Genomic DNA, 12,619 nt, shown 5'->3' with positions numbered 1-12,619 from the left:
GCCCTATAAACAATTTTTGAATTCTCACTAATTCACTAAAAACCAAAAATCCCAAAGTCTTTAACCCACCCACAACGCAAAAACATTGCTTAAATACACAAAGGAAACAAGTTTAAAGACCCCACTTGTTCCCCTCAAACTAAGGCTTAAAAATCCTCCTCATTAATAAATTTCGCTCTTTCTTTTACGCTTTTATTAATCAGCCTTGCATATTTTGCATAAGTCATAGCCGAATTTGCGTGTCCTAGCATTCTGCGGCTTACCCACTCTACATCTTCGCCACGACTAAGCATTAAAGAGGCGAATGTATGCCTTGTCTCATAGAGCCGCATAGGCTTGGCATTTAGCTTGATTAAAAGCTCTTTGAAAAGAGTGTGTAAATTGCTATATTTTTCAAAAATAAAATCATCATCTTTTTTACCCTCGACTAGCTTAAGCATGACATTTTCAACGACCTTTAGCATGTCGATTGTTCTATAAGAAAACCTATTTTTAGGGGAGTTTGTTTCTTTTTTAGAAATCCTTGTTTTTCTAATGTGAATTTCTTTTTTAACAAAGTCTATATCTCCCTTTTTAAGAGCCAAAATTTCCCCCGTTCTAGCCCCAGTAAAAAAGGCTATGCTTAGATACTCCTTTAAAGGAGAGGGGGCATTTTTGATAAAGAGCGAAATTTCAGCATAATCAAGTGCCTCCTTTTGACTTCTTTCAAGCTCTGCCTCGTCCATTTTAAGGCGTGGCATTTTGATACTTATCGCCTCTCTTAAGCCCTCATCAACGCAGTAATTTATAAAGCGTTTCAAAAAGCTAAATCTAAGCTTTATGCTTGAATTTCGCATATTTTTCCCCTCACAAAAAAGGATAAATTTCACAATATGCCTTTTTTCAAAATCCTTAACACTGCGTAATTTTTCCGACTGAAAAAAGTCAATGATGATTTTTTGCAAGTTTTTATAAGACTTTTGCGTGCCTCTTTTATGCACGATAAAAGAATTAAAAAAGCCCTCAAGCTCCCCTCTTAAATCCTCGCTAAATATCGCCTTATAGTCTTTTTCTTCCCTTAAAAGCTTTTCGCAATAAAGGGCGTTTTCGTAGTCTATGAAGTCCTTGGCTAATTTTTTGATATAGGCTCTATTTTGCAAGATTAAGGGCGTGTTTTTCTTAAAAAACTCCCTTGCTTCCTTGCTATCCTTGACCCCACTAGCTAACCTTTCTCTAAGGCCGTTTTGCCTGATGTCTAAATAAAGCATTTTGCCTCTTGCGTAAGTATTAATCTCTCTCATTAATCCTCCTTGCTAAAAGCTGTTTTTCTTGCAAAAGAACATATAAAATTCTTTCAAAATCGCCTCTTAATTTAAGATTTTCAATATCAACACCTAATGCGGTCGAATTTTCCTTAACTTCATCTTTGTTTATTAATTCAATGAAATTATTTGAGAAACGAAACCCAATGCTTTCAAATCTTCTTAGCTTACGATACATTAAGCATACTATAAGATGAAAAAGCCCTTCTTTTCTTGTTTGTTTTCTTTCGGCTTTTGTTAAATAAACGTTAAAGGTATTTTCCACAAAATCCGCACATTCTGCTAGGTTTTCATCGCTAAAAGCCCCCTTAGTTTCTCTTAAAATCCTTACTTTTGCTCTTTCTAGCTCATACATCTTTTTCATTTTCTTTCCTTTGTGTAAAATTGCCTTTTCTAAAAGGCTTTTTAAATACTAGCAAATAGCACTTAAAAAGCTTTTCTACACGCAGGCCCTGGACTTCTCCCGCATAACTGCGACCGAAAATCCACACGACTTAAGCTTTCAAGCCCCACATAAATGCGGGGCAACTCTACTCAAACCCTTTTCAAAGAACTTTTCATAAGGCTAGGACTTACGCCTTTGCCACCTATGCTAAATTAAGCCCTTACGCTTTCTAAGCTTAAAAAGCCTTAGCTATTGAAAATCACCCGCATAAAGCCAACATTGCTTTTTAATGCTCTTTTCTAAGCTTTTTGCCTAATCAAGCCCAACGTTAGCGACCTTAAAGCCCAGCCCTAAACTTCGTCTGCATAAGCTTTAAATCACGCTTAAATACGCCCCGACCGCAAAGTCCGCACGGCTAAATAAAGCCGTCGTTTTACCGAGTTTGCGTGGCATAACGCTCCAGCCTTACACACCGCTTAAGCTACACACGCAGGCCCTGGACTTCTCCCGCATAAACGGCGATACACGCCCCACGACCCGCATAAAGTCACGTAAGGCTTAGGCTAAGCCGTTTTTACGCTCTAAAGCTGCCCACATAAGCGAAGTTTCAAGCTTAAGCTACAAGGACACAATTTAACAACCCAACAAAACTTAGTTTTTTTTCTAGCTTTTAGCCACATTTTAAGACACATAGCTGGGGATTTACCCTCCCCCTGCTATAATTTCAAAAAATCCTAAAAAGCTTTAATCACTGAAAACCCAAGCTTTGAACCAAAATGCTTTTTATAGGTTTTAAAAAAAATAAGGTTAAATTTAAAAAATGTTAAAAATAACACGCAAACTAAAGGATTTTGATGAGATAAATTTGACAATGCCATTTATGTTTTTGCAAAACAAAAATGTCGTATTTTTGCGACAAATTATCTTTTTTCAACCTTAAATTAAATTGTAATTTAATTAATATCAGCTTATGTTTCTTTGATTTAAAAAGTTTAAGATTTGTGGATAAGAAATGGAGTTTCTCAATTTCATTGTGCTAAAAGTATCTAGGTGGATACCTAATTTTCTTTAGCTATATCTTTTGTTTTTAAATTACGCCTACCTTCACTTGCTAAAATATCTTTTAATTTTTCGATCACTTTTGCATAAAAATTCCTTGATTTTAATTTCAAAGAATTTAAATATAAAATTGCAAAAAGAGAGGAAAAACTTTTGATTTGAAAGCTTATAAAAGTATTGTATATTTGTTAAAAAAGGATTTTTATGAATAGTAATGATATTTTCTTTTTTGGTGCGGGTTTTTCAAAATCTTTAATTGGTTCTTATCCAACTCTTGCTGAGTTATCAAATTCTTTAAAGAAAGAAAAGGATTTTATAAATGAAAATGAAGAAATCTACGAAGATAACTTGGAGCAGCTTTTAACTTATCTTATAACACCTTTACCTTTTAAAACAAAAGAGGATATTTTAAGAGATGAAGCTTCTTATATTGAAAAAATAGATAAGATAAATAATTATTTTATGGAATTACGAGGAAATACAACAATTGATCGGAACAATAATGATATTGTAATATTATCACAATATATTAATGAGAATAGATGCACCTGTATAACATTAAATTATGATTTATTACTTGAAGAAATGTTATTTTTAACAAAAAAATATGAATCATACGATGTTTTTTATAAAATACCAATAAAACAAATTAATGAACGAAAAAAGACAAAAAGCATAGGTTTTAATTTTTACCAAAGTAGTTCCAATAATGAAATAAATAAGTCTCCTGAGATAATAAAACTTCATGGTTCCATTAGTTGGTATTGTGATCAAGTATATCAAAATAGTCAAATATATTCTTATTCTGCATACAAAGAAAGTGTATATTATAACATAGAACGATATAGCGATGAATTATTTATCGATTTAAAACCACTCATTATTCCACCTATACTCGATAAAACAAATATTCTATTGCAATCTTTATGGAGAAAAGCTTTTAGGGCTATACAGAATGCTAAAAATATCTATATTTATGGATTTTCATTTCCTATGACCGATTTGTCTGTTGTCTATCTTTTTCAAAGTGCTTTGCGTTTGAATAAAAATGATTATAAAATATATATTGTTAATACTGAAAGCAATATTGAAAACAAAAAGAAAAGATATAATGAAATTTTTAGCGAAGGCAAGTGTGATTTTAGTTTTTGTTGTGGTGATAATTTAGAAAAACTAGCCAAACATTTAGATAAAAAATTACCTAAAAATATTTAAGTTTTCTATGTAACTATCCTCCAAACCTTAAAGATATAGATAGTTACATGCTATTTTTATATAAAAGATAATCATATAGTGTTTTATGGCGATAGTTACATCAATAAGAAAACATAAGATTATTTAAGCAAAAATGTAACTATCCTAGAGAGTAAAAAACGCTTTTGGGTAAAATCAAAGCTCGTATTTATCCGCCTTTTAAATAGCATTTAATCACTTTTTTGGGACAAAAAGGGATATTTGGGATATTTTACACTTTAAATTGAGAAAGATAAAAAATCATTTTTATATGCTTTAAAAGCCTATTATTTGGTATTTTTGCTAAAATCATTTAGAGATAGTTTTAAAATACCCCTCACAAAAAATACACAAGAATTCATAAAAAAATAAATTTTATTCAAACTATGAGGTAAAAATAATTTTCATTTCTAGTTTAAATGAAATATTTTTGCGGATAATTTTTAAAATCTGGCAAGTGCTTGTAAAAGCGAAATAATAATATTGTGAGTAGATATTTAATAAGATAGCTAAAAAAAGTTACTTACAAACCGAGTCTCACATACACCCTTTTAGGTGCTTCGTATCCCTCGCAAGTTAAATTTTCATCATTTGGGTTAAGAAAATTTTCTAAAGAATAAGAATCTATCCAAGCCGTTTTTCTCTGCTCCTCTTTATCTGTTTTTTTAGTCGCTAAAACCTCAAACTTGTTAAAACCAGCCCTTAAACACCAGTTTCTTAAAGCTTTGATGGAGGGAACAAAATAAATATTTGGAATTTTAGAATAGGTATTTTGTGGCACAAGTGCGATTTCTTCCTCGCTTTGAATATACATTGTATCTAAAAAAATTACGCCATTTTGAGTAAGACTTTTTTTTAAATCCTTAAGCATTTTGATGGGGTCGCTTCTGTGATAAATCACGCCAAGGCAAAAAATTACATCAAATTTCACAGCATAATTTGGCAAATCCTCCACGCCCAAAAGCTCAAATTTAATGTTGGTTTTTGCTAGGGCATTGATGAGCTTAAATTGTAGATGATATTTTAAGGAAGGATCAAAGCCTATGATTTGCTTAGGGGAAAATTCAAGCATTTTAAACATATAATAGCCATTATTGCAACCCACATCAGCGACTATTTTATCCTTAATATCACGCATAAAGGGTTTTAAAATGTCAAATTTGATAAAACTTTGCCATTCTGTATCGATGAAAAGATCATCTATTTTAAAAGGACCCTTACGCCAAGGTTTAAGGGCTATGGCAAGTTCTTTTATTAGATTTTTTTGACTTTTATCGGTGGTAATCTCTACGCTTTGAGTTAGTTTAAATTCACAAAATAATTTTTCTAAAGAAGTAATTTTTGCCTCAAGTGTTTTTATATCCATACTTGCAAATGATGAAAGAAGCCTTATTTCTAAGGCTTTTACTTATCTCTAAGTTTTAATTCTGTAATAATCTTAATGTAAGATTGATAATCTTTTCTTTTAAGATAATTTAACAATCTTTTTCTTTGACCAACAAGCTTTAAGAGTCCTAAGCGTGAAGAAAAATCTTTTTTATAAATTTTAAGATGTTCTGTAAGCTCGGTAATCCTAGCTGTTAAAAGTGCTACTTGCACTTCAGTTGAGCCTGTATCTCCTGCCTTTTTGGCGAATTTCGCAACAATTTCTGCTTTTTTAGCCGAATCCAAAGCCATTTTGACCTCCTGATTGGTAGAATTAAAGTGGGAATTATACTTTAAAAAAGTAAAAAATAAGCTTAATTTCACCTTTTAAACTTTTTTTCGTTATAATACCCAAATTTATTTTAAGGAGAATTTGTGCTTTTAACTAAGGCTAGTGAGTATGCTTTACTTTCTTTGATTTATATCTCTTCTAAATCTACCCCGTGCGATGTTGATACTATGGCGACTGAGCTTGAAATACCTAAAAGTTTTTTAGCGAAAATTTTGCAAAATTTAGCAAGAGATGGTTTGCTTCACTCTTATAAGGGTGCAAAGGGTGGTTTTAGCCTTGTTAGAGAGCCAAAAGCCTACACGCTTAAAGAAATTTTAGCAAGTGCTGAAAAAAAAGAAGTTAGCGTTTTTGAGTGTAGTGGTGGAGTTTGCCCCAATCAAAAGGAAAATTGCCATCTTTTGTCTGTTCTTATGAATTTACAGCAAAAAATTGATAATTTCTTAGATTCCATTACTTTAGAGGATATTATTAAAAATAATGGCTAAAAAGAAAACTTTAGATTTTGTTTTTCCCTTTTTAGGTCCTTTAATTGCACCTATTGTTAAAGCTAAAAGCATAACGATTGTTGTATTTATCGTTTGTATTTTAGCCATTATCATCGTTCCTTTACCCGGACCTGTTTTAGACTTTTTTTTAGCTTTAAGTATAGCTCTTTCTGTTTTAATTATACTTATTTCTATTTATATCCCAAAGCCTACAGACCTTACGACCTTTCCTACACTCATTCTCATTATCACGCTTTTTAGATTAGCCTTAAATATTGCCACGACAAGAATGATTTTAAGTGAGGGGCAAAATGGAGCTGATGCTGTCAGTGAGATTATTGCTGCTTTTGGAGAATTTGTTGTTGGAGGGAATTATGTCATTGGTGTGGTTGTTTTTTCTATTTTGGTTTTAATTAATTTTATGGTTGTAACTAAAGGTAGCACTAGAGTTTCGGAGGTGCAAGCGCGTTTTACTTTGGACGCTATGCCGGGTAAGCAAATGGCTATTGATGCGGATTTAAATGCAGGCTTAATAGACGAGCAAACTGCTAGAGCAAGACGACAAGAGATTATAGCCGAGGCGAATTTTTACGGAGCAATGGACGGCTCATCTAAATTTATTAAAGGCGATGCTGTTGCGGGGATTATCATTACAATCATTAATCTAATAGGCGGTTTTCTCATCGGCTCTTTTCAGCACGATATGAGCTTAAATGACGCTGCGGCAACATTTACCATACTTACCATAGGCGATGGGCTTGTTTCTCAAATCCCAGGACTTATCACCTCTACTGCCACTGCTATCATTATCACGCGAGCAAGTAAAGATGAAGAAAATTTTGCAGAAGGCTCACTCACTCAACTTTTAAGCGAGTATCGCACACTTTTGATTGTGGGTTTTGTTTTATTTATTTTTGCTTTAGTTCCGGGTCTTCCTACGCTTTCACTTGGTTTTATGGCTTTAATTTTTTTGGGTCTTGGTTATTTAACTAAGCAAGTAAGAGAAGGTAAAATCGACATTGTTAATGTTAAAAAAACTAAACCAGCTGCCGCAGGAGTAGGAGGAGGTGCTAGCCATAGTGGTGGAGCTTCAATCGCACCTGTGGCAAAGAAAAGCGAAGAGGAAATTTTAAGAGAAGAAGAAGCGAAAATCAATGATATTTTAAAAGTTGAAATTTTAGAGCTTGAGCTCGGCTATGCTCTAATTAAACTTGCCGAAACAGAGCTAACCGAGCGTATCCGTGCTATGCGTAGAAATATCGCTCAAAGTCTTGGTTTTTTAATGCCAAAAATTAGGATTAGAGATAATTTAAAATTGCAGTCTAATAAATATAATTTCAAACTCAAAGGCGTATCTTTAGCGACTTTTGAAATTTACCCCGATAAAGTTTTAGCGGTCGATGCAGGTTTTGTAACCGAAGAAATGGAAGGCATAGCGACAAAAGAGCCTGCTTTTAATTCTAATGCTGTTTGGATAGACCCCAGCAATAAAGATGAGGCGAATTTAAATGGCTATGTTGTGGTTGATCCTGCTAGTGTGATTGTAACGCATATGACGGAGCTTATTAAAAAACACGCTAGTGAGCTTTTAACGCGTCAAGAAGTGCAAAATATGCTTGATAAGGTGCAGCAAGACTACCCTGTAATAGTCGAAGGGTCTAATATCTCTGTGGGCTTAGTGCAAAAGGTGCTTAAAGACTTGCTAAAATACCGCATACCTATCAAAGATATGCTAACTATACTTGAAACGATGAGTGATGTGGCTGAAGTAAGTAAGAGTCCTGATATGATTATAGAGCATGTTCGCTCTGCTCTTGCGAGAGTGATTACAAATATGTATATGGACGAAAAGGGGGTTGTAGATTTCTTCATCTTAGATTCTGCGACTTCGGCATTTTTGTGTGATTTGGTGCAGTTTAGAGATGGGAGCTATCATGTGCCTTTAAGTGTAGCACAAACAGCGGTTTTAATCGATACTCTAAAAGCAGAATATGACGCCGTTTCAAATGGTCGCATCAAGCCTTTTTTGCTCTGTGTGGAATCTAAGCTTCGCAAATTTTTAGCCGAGCTTTGTCATAATTTTAATATTAATATCGTTGTGATTAGCTTTGCTGAAATCACAGAAAACACAAATTTAAACACAGAAGGCATTATTAAGGTCGAATTTTAAGGATAGAAAATGAAAATTTATCATCTTTCCCACACGGATTTAGATGGATATGCGTGTCAATATATTGTCAATTTTTATTTTAAAAATGTGAAATTTTACAATTCTAATTATGGCAAAGAGATTAATGAAAATTTTATAAGCATTTTAAATGATATTGAAAAAGACGGAGAAAATGAGGCTTTGATTCTCATTAGCGACTTAAATTTAACCCTTACACAATGTGAGGAATTTGAAAAAACTTGCAAAGAAAAAGGCATTAAGCTTTTGCTTTTAGACCATCATCAAAGTGGTTTTGAGTGTATGCAAAAATATGAATGGTATCTTTTGGATAGTTCGCGTTGTGCTGCTAAGATTGTTTATGACTTTTTTTCTAAAATTTGCTTTAAAGATGAAAACTTAGAGCGTTTTGTAAGAGTTGTTAATGCGGTGGATATTTGGCTTAAAGATGATGAGTATTTTGAGCTTGGGAAAGTTTTTTTAGGGCTTATCGCTAATGCAAAAGAAATTAACCGAGTTATGTTTCAAAGAGAAAATGTATTTTATATGTTTTTTTTGCTTGAGAGAGCGAGAAAATTTATAGAAAAAGAAGATGCCCACATTTTGCTTGATAATGCTGTGCATTTCATCAAAAAAGATTATTTTTTGATGAAAAAGCCTGATGATACTTTGGCAAATTTACTTTCCTATTTCATAGTAGAAAAACTAAGCTTGATGAAGGAAGAATTTGTGCTTTATTATGATAATCACAAGGGAATTTTAACTTCAAATATAGGCAATACTTCCATAATAGGCAATGATTTTTTGGTTCAAAATCCCGATTTTGACTTTTTCATCGATGTGAGTTCGCGAAAAACCTTAAGTTTTAGAGCAAATGGCAAAATAGATGTAAGTTTGATGGCTAAAAAATTAGTCGGCGGAGGAGGGCATAAAAATGCTAGTGGAGGACTTTTTGTCGGCTTTAAAGAAAGTGCAAATTATAAATTTATCAAAGCACAGATTGTGGATTTGATTAAGGCAAAAGAACTGAAAAAGGAGAGCGAAAATGTCTAAAGAGCTTGAAGACTTAAGATATGAACTAAGCATCGTTTTAGAGGCTATGCTTTTATATGCTGGGGTTAAAAAAGATAAGCTTGAAAAGGCGATTGAACTTTATATTGATAATATTGATTCTGTGCTTGAAAACTCACAAAGTGAGGGTGTAGAGGAAGTTTTAGAAGTGGTGGAATATCTAAGAAAACATCACAAGGAGTATTTTAAGTGAAGATTTTTTTAAGCTTATGCTTACCCTTAATGCTTTTGGCAAATATTTATGAAGAATTTAGTGATTTTGCCTATGAAAAAAAAGTGGGGCAAGGCTTTAAAATCAGCGATGTAAAGCTTGTTGATTTCTATCAAAATAAGGAATTTTGTTTGCAAATGCTTATAGGCGCTAAAGAAGTAAGAGTGCTAAAAAATTCTGTAAAATGTGAAAAATTAGCTAAGGATAAGAGTTTTTTAACTTTTTTAAATGGCGATTTTCTAAGTCTTTACCATCAAGATGATACAGCGCTTCAAAAAGAACTTCAATCTTTAAAAAAAGCAATGCGTGATATTATGGTGTATTATAAACTTAGATTAAAATTAGATAAAGCCATGATAAAAGATTCAAATGTAAGCATTTTAAAGCTTGATGAAAATGGTGGGACTTTATTTTATAAAATTAATCATCAAGCCTGTGTTGGCATAGAGCTTTTTAAAGAAGATAAGATGAAGATGAAAATTTATGGCATAGAAAATTTAGACAAAGAATGCAAATTTTTCATCTCATCTCCAGCCTTTAAAGAACTTTCTTATACTAAAAACGAATTTAGATTGTATGTTTTGGAGTGAAAAAAGCCTTAATTTTTAAGAAAAAATGGCTCAAAATTTGCCAAAGGTTTTGCTCTTTTGATCCTAAAGCCTTAAAAACGCAATTATCCAAATCTTTTTTTTCTTGAACGCTTAAATTTTTCATTAAAAAACCTTATAAAATATTGCAAGTGCGAATTATACCATAAGATTTTATTTTTTACTCAATTCTTCAGCGACTTTAGCGGCTAATTTTAATTTTTCGCTATCAAAATGCGTGTAAATACGCGAAGTGTTTAAACTAGCGTGTCCTAGAGCTTCTTGCACTAAAACAAGGTCTTTTTGTTTTTTGTAGAGTAGGGTGGCAAAGGTATGGCGGAGCATATGGGCACCATTTTTTTGCTTACGGATTCCCGCCCTAAAGAGTATTTGCTCGACGATACGACTCACATAAGCTTGGGTGAGGGGAGTGCCTTTTTTATTAACAAAGAGTAGGGCGTCTTGACTAAGATAATTAATTTTAACATTATCAAGCAAGGTAGAAATCAACTCTTTTTTTATCATTACAAGGCGATATTTATTCCCTTTAGCGTGAATTCTTATATGATATAAGCCATCTTCCTCGCTAATATCTTTAAGTTTAATATGTAAAGCCTCGCTCACCCTTATGCCAGTAAAAATGATGATTTTAATGATGAGTTTGTTGCGTATAGTGTTGGCTTTAAAGTCGGCATTATCAATAGCCTCAAGGAATTTTTTAAGCTCATCTTCATTCATAAATTCAGGTAGCTTCACACCTCTAGCACCAGAAATTCCCGCCCAATTTTTGAGACTAATATCAAAAATATGGGCTTTAGAATCTTCTTCATTTTGTTTATTTAAAAAATCAAAAAAATTCATCACGGCAATGCGGTAGTTTTTCTTACTCGCATCAGAAAGCGCACCTGTAATGCTAGCTAAAATCTCCACAATCAAAGCTTCATCGATTTGTTTTAAAGAGTGAAGTTTATAAAGAGCGAGAAAATCAAAAAGTTTTTTAAGAGGATTAAAATAGGTGCTAACACCTGTAAGTCCAGCATTTCTAGCCTTTTTTACAAGGGCATCAAGGGCTTCGATGTGATTTGGAGTTTGTGTCAAGGCGTAATTAACCTCCGCTAAAATAGCTGGATTTTTAAGCTCTTTATTAGAAAGAGAACTTAGTTTATATTTTACAAATTTAGCAAGCCAAAATAAAAAAGATTTTTCAAAATTTTCTTCACAATCTAGGGGATATTTCATCATTAAGCCTTAAAATTTTTAAAAGTTATTTTAGTATTAAAAAAGTAACGAAAGACTTTTTAGAGCAAATTTTAATTTATAAAAAATTTAAAAAAATATTTTAAAAAAATTATAAAATAAAACTTAATTTAATCATATAATTTTATGATTAAAAGTAAAAATTGTTAAATTTTATAATTTTGTATTGAAAACTATAATTTTCAAACTTTTATTAAAATATACAAACTAAACTCAAAAATATAGCATTAATCCCTATTTTATAGATTATACATCTCTTTAACTTTTGCATTAAAACAACTTATCCATAAAATTTATCAAAATATTTTTTGTAAAATCTCTTGCATTTTGAAAACTTATATTTTATTTTTTAAATTTTTACAGGATAAATTTATAAATACTATTCTTTTAAAAATTATCAATATTAATATTTTATTGATAAAATTTTTAATTATAAAATGAACTAAAATTGCCCTATTCTCACTTTCTCTTTTTATTATTAGTTTAAGTTTTTTATAATTTTAAAAAAGGAGCTTCATTTTGATTTTAGATGAAAAGAAAATTTATTGTTTGCTTTTTTGCTTTTGCATTTTTTGCCTAGTTTTATCACATACTTTTTTTCAAAACTATCTTTTTATGCGTCCTTGTGAGCAGTGTGTTTATGTGCGTTTGGCTTTTTGCATTTTGACATTTTCTTTCATTTTTCTTTTATTTAAACCTATTCAATTTTTAGGTTTTTCTCTGGCTTTTTTTGGAATTTTTTACGGCTTAAAAGCCTCTTTTAAGCTAATGCAAATTCACTCCGCCCTACTCTCAAATAATCCTTTTCTAGCCTCTTGTTCGACCTATCCGCGTTTTGCTTTTAACTTGCCTTTAGATAGATTTTTCCCATCCTTTTTTGCACCGACAGGCATTTGTGCATTAGATGCACCCACACCGCCTAGTGATATAACTTTAAGCACCTTGCAAAGTTTTTTTACCGAGCTTTACGCACAAGGTTGGTATTTAATACCAAAATTTGAGCTTATTAGTATGGCGGAGGCTTCTTTGCTTATTTTTAGTTTTATTTTGCTTATCATTTCTCCTTTTTTTATTAAGCAGCTTAATTTAAAAGCTAAATTTATAAGCCTTGCTCTCTTTTTGGGCTTGATTTTTCTTGCGTGATTA

At 32.0% G+C, this 12,619-nt stretch carries 13 protein-coding genes and 1 pseudogene; 7 read left to right on the top strand and 7 right to left on the bottom strand.

Features of this window, described 5'->3' with window-relative positions; all coding sequences use genetic code 11:
- Positions 1 to 146: 146 nt before the first annotated feature.
- From CVULP_RS04085 to CVULP_RS04075, 3 genes and pseudogenes are all read right to left on the bottom strand, one after another.
- Complete coding sequence (locus tag CVULP_RS04085; RefSeq protein ID WP_099507620.1) at positions 147 to 1,280, bottom strand: tyrosine-type recombinase/integrase; 1,134 nt, start codon at positions 1,278 to 1,280, stop codon at positions 147 to 149.
- Positions 1,267 to 1,665, bottom strand: coding sequence for a hypothetical protein (locus tag CVULP_RS04080; RefSeq protein ID WP_099507619.1), 399 nt, complete (start codon positions 1,663 to 1,665; stop codon positions 1,267 to 1,269). Before CVULP_RS04080 ends, CVULP_RS04085 begins: the two co-directional genes overlap by 14 nt.
- Positions 1,666 to 2,652: 987 nt before the next feature.
- Positions 2,653 to 2,871, bottom strand: a pseudogene (locus tag CVULP_RS04075) (S24 family peptidase); the annotation flags it as partial.
- Between the two features lie 78 nt (positions 2,872 to 2,949).
- On the opposite strand from CVULP_RS04075, the gene CVULP_RS04070 reads away from it, so the two are divergent.
- On the top strand, positions 2,950 to 3,960 hold the full coding sequence (locus CVULP_RS04070; RefSeq protein WP_213315917.1) for an SIR2 family protein: 1,011 nt from the start codon (positions 2,950 to 2,952) through the stop codon (positions 3,958 to 3,960).
- Positions 3,961 to 4,501: 541 nt separating this feature from the next.
- Here the strand turns inward: CVULP_RS04070 and cmoB are convergent.
- A complete protein-coding gene (gene cmoB / locus CVULP_RS04065; protein WP_099507700.1) occupies positions 4,502 to 5,344 on the bottom strand; it encodes a tRNA 5-methoxyuridine(34)/uridine 5-oxyacetic acid(34) synthase CmoB in 843 nt (280 codons plus the stop codon).
- A gap of 38 nt (positions 5,345 to 5,382) precedes the next feature.
- Entirely contained in the window at positions 5,383 to 5,655 is a 273-nt protein-coding gene (rpsO, locus tag CVULP_RS04060; RefSeq protein ID WP_004275432.1) for a 30S ribosomal protein S15, read from the bottom strand.
- 123 nt (positions 5,656 to 5,778) lie between these two features.
- Here rpsO and CVULP_RS04055 point away from each other — a divergent pair, with 123 nt between their 5' ends.
- Genes CVULP_RS04055 through CVULP_RS04035 form a run of 5 tightly spaced genes read left to right on the top strand, consistent with a single transcriptional unit; the run spans position 5,779 to position 10,219 of the window.
- A complete protein-coding gene (locus CVULP_RS04055; RefSeq protein WP_099461256.1) occupies positions 5,779 to 6,180 on the top strand; it encodes an Rrf2 family transcriptional regulator in 402 nt (133 codons plus the stop codon).
- Complete coding sequence (gene flhA / locus CVULP_RS04050; RefSeq protein ID WP_099507701.1) at positions 6,173 to 8,350, top strand: flagellar biosynthesis protein FlhA; 2,178 nt, start codon at positions 6,173 to 6,175, stop codon at positions 8,348 to 8,350. Before CVULP_RS04055 ends, flhA begins: the two co-directional genes overlap by 8 nt.
- A 9-nt stretch (positions 8,351 to 8,359) precedes the next feature.
- Positions 8,360 to 9,400 (top strand): DHH family phosphoesterase, encoded by a 1,041-nt coding sequence (locus tag CVULP_RS04045; protein ID WP_099507702.1) that lies wholly within the window; start codon positions 8,360 to 8,362, stop codon positions 9,398 to 9,400.
- Entirely contained in the window at positions 9,393 to 9,611 is a 219-nt protein-coding gene (locus CVULP_RS04040) for a hypothetical protein (RefSeq protein ID WP_099507703.1), read from the top strand. Before CVULP_RS04045 ends, CVULP_RS04040 begins: the two co-directional genes overlap by 8 nt.
- A 29-nt stretch (positions 9,612 to 9,640) precedes the next feature.
- A complete protein-coding gene (locus CVULP_RS04035) occupies positions 9,641 to 10,219 on the top strand; it encodes a hypothetical protein (RefSeq protein ID WP_099507705.1) in 579 nt (192 codons plus the stop codon).
- On the opposite strand, the gene CVULP_RS04030 is transcribed toward CVULP_RS04035, so the two are convergent.
- Positions 10,197 to 10,343 carry a hypothetical protein gene (locus tag CVULP_RS04030; RefSeq protein WP_004277266.1) on the bottom strand — a complete coding sequence of 49 codons (147 nt, stop codon included), beginning with the start codon at positions 10,341 to 10,343 and terminating at the stop codon, positions 10,197 to 10,199. The genes CVULP_RS04035 and CVULP_RS04030 overlap by 23 nt on opposite strands.
- Before the next feature lie 47 nt (positions 10,344 to 10,390).
- Positions 10,391 to 11,455, bottom strand: a complete 1,065-nt coding sequence (locus CVULP_RS04025; RefSeq protein WP_099507704.1) for a tyrosine-type recombinase/integrase — start codon at positions 11,453 to 11,455, stop codon at positions 10,391 to 10,393.
- Between the two features lie 537 nt (positions 11,456 to 11,992).
- Here CVULP_RS04025 and CVULP_RS04020 point away from each other — a divergent pair.
- On the top strand, positions 11,993 to 12,616 hold the full coding sequence (locus tag CVULP_RS04020) for a disulfide bond formation protein B (protein WP_099462119.1): 624 nt from the start codon (positions 11,993 to 11,995) through the stop codon (positions 12,614 to 12,616).
- Positions 12,617 to 12,619 lie beyond the last annotated feature (3 nt).

The sequence above is a fragment of the Campylobacter vulpis genome (assembly GCF_014217995.1).
GTDB classification, from domain to species: Bacteria; Campylobacterota; Campylobacteria; order Campylobacterales; family Campylobacteraceae; genus Campylobacter_D; species Campylobacter_D vulpis.
The sequence above is the reverse complement of the archived record's forward strand: the minus strand, read 5'-3'. Positions and strand labels throughout refer to the sequence as shown.

Bases quoted from the DNA above. Each gene is read 5' to 3' on its own strand.
- CVULP_RS04085 (WP_099507620.1), bottom strand. From the start codon at position 1,280: ATGAGAGAGATTAATACTTACGCAAGAGGCAAAATGCTTTATTTAGAC.
- CVULP_RS04080 (WP_099507619.1), bottom strand. From the start codon at position 1,665: ATGAAAAAGATGTATGAGCTAGAAAGAGCAAAAGTAAGGATTTTAAGA.
- CVULP_RS04070 (WP_213315917.1), top strand. From the start codon at position 2,950: ATGAATAGTAATGATATTTTCTTTTTTGGTGCGGGTTTTTCAAAATCT.
- cmoB (WP_099507700.1), bottom strand. From the start codon at position 5,344: ATGGATATAAAAACACTTGAGGCAAAAATTACTTCTTTAGAAAAATTA.
- rpsO (WP_004275432.1), bottom strand. From the start codon at position 5,655: ATGGCTTTGGATTCGGCTAAAAAAGCAGAAATTGTTGCGAAATTCGCC.
- flhA (WP_099507701.1), top strand. From the start codon at position 6,173: ATGGCTAAAAAGAAAACTTTAGATTTTGTTTTTCCCTTTTTAGGTCCT.
- CVULP_RS04045 (WP_099507702.1), top strand. From the start codon at position 8,360: ATGAAAATTTATCATCTTTCCCACACGGATTTAGATGGATATGCGTGT.
- CVULP_RS04040 (WP_099507703.1), top strand. From the start codon at position 9,393: ATGTCTAAAGAGCTTGAAGACTTAAGATATGAACTAAGCATCGTTTTA.
- CVULP_RS04035 (WP_099507705.1), top strand. From the start codon at position 9,641: ATGCTTTTGGCAAATATTTATGAAGAATTTAGTGATTTTGCCTATGAA.
- CVULP_RS04030 (WP_004277266.1), bottom strand. From the start codon at position 10,343: ATGAAAAATTTAAGCGTTCAAGAAAAAAAAGATTTGGATAATTGCGTT.
- CVULP_RS04025 (WP_099507704.1), bottom strand. From the start codon at position 11,455: ATGAAATATCCCCTAGATTGTGAAGAAAATTTTGAAAAATCTTTTTTA.